At 71.8% G+C, this 900-nt stretch carries 1 protein-coding gene; it reads right to left on the bottom strand.

All coding sequences use genetic code 11. The features are described from left to right. Positions 1-115: 115 nt before the first annotated feature. The gene (locus tag H0B54_RS29330; protein ID WP_188263272.1) at positions 116-595 is read right to left on the bottom strand and encodes a hypothetical protein; all 480 of its coding nucleotides are present in this window, start codon (positions 593-595) and stop codon (positions 116-118) included. Positions 596-900: the final 305 nt, after the last annotated feature.

Here is a 900-nt window from a genome sequence, read left to right on the forward strand (position 1 = left end):
GCTCATGGGGCAGCGCTAGGAGTAAGGCGGCGCGTCCATCCGGCGCAACGCCTGCCAGAAAGGGCCGGTCGCTTCCCGCGGCCGCCCCTTTCCCTTTTCACGGCTTGCCCGTTTTTCAGCGTTTGCCCGTTGCCGGAGCGGCGTCCGGCTTGGGCGGGTACTCCACCGACACGATGTGCAGGGAGTTGTTCGGGAAGGAGCAGGCCGCCTCCGGCGCCGCCTGGGACGCCGGATCGAAGGCGTAGGGTCGGGGGGAGCGGCCGGCCACCGCCCCGGCCCCGGCCCCGGCCCCGGCTGTCTGGACGCCCGGCCCGGTCACCCGCGACGTCCAGGGCGCCCCGGTGAAAACGCCCGGTGTCGACTCCTCCGCCCACAGCCACAGCACGCGGGTGCCCACCGGCTGCGGCTGCGTGAAGGAGTGCAGCACCCGCTCGCAGGTCTGCCGGTCCATGTTGTGGATCGCCCGCTCGACCACCGTATTCTCCGTCCGGGGCGTCCATCGCGACAGCAGCAGCGAGCCGAGGGCCACGCTGACCGCCACCCCGCCCAGCGAGCAGGCGACCACCAGCCGGAAACTGCCGTCGTCCTTTGCCATTCCTTGCCTCCGCTGTCGATTGCCCATGCCCCCTCCGCCGACATGTCTCGCCACTCATGCGCCGCTCCGCAAGGCCGCCCGAAACGCCGAAAAGGGGGCCACACACGTGGCCCCCTTTCGGTCGGTCCGCCGAAGCGGAGGTTACGGGCTGGCCGCCGCCGTGACCGGACCCGTGCCCTGCCGGGCGGCGAGTTCGGCGTTTCGGGCGTGGTGCTTGCGCAGCATGGGCCGCAGGACCGCGATGGCGCAGAAGGCCGCGATGAGGTCCATGGTGGCGCAGATGTAGAGCACGGTCGCCCAGGTGC

Origin of the sequence: Azospirillum tabaci, assembly GCF_014596085.1 — a bacterium.
GTDB classification, from domain to species: domain Bacteria; phylum Pseudomonadota; class Alphaproteobacteria; order Azospirillales; family Azospirillaceae; genus Azospirillum; species Azospirillum tabaci.

Bases quoted from the DNA above. Each gene is read 5' to 3' on its own strand.
- H0B54_RS29330 (WP_188263272.1), bottom strand. From the start codon at position 595: ATGGCAAAGGACGACGGCAGTTTCCGGCTGGTGGTCGCCTGCTCGCTG.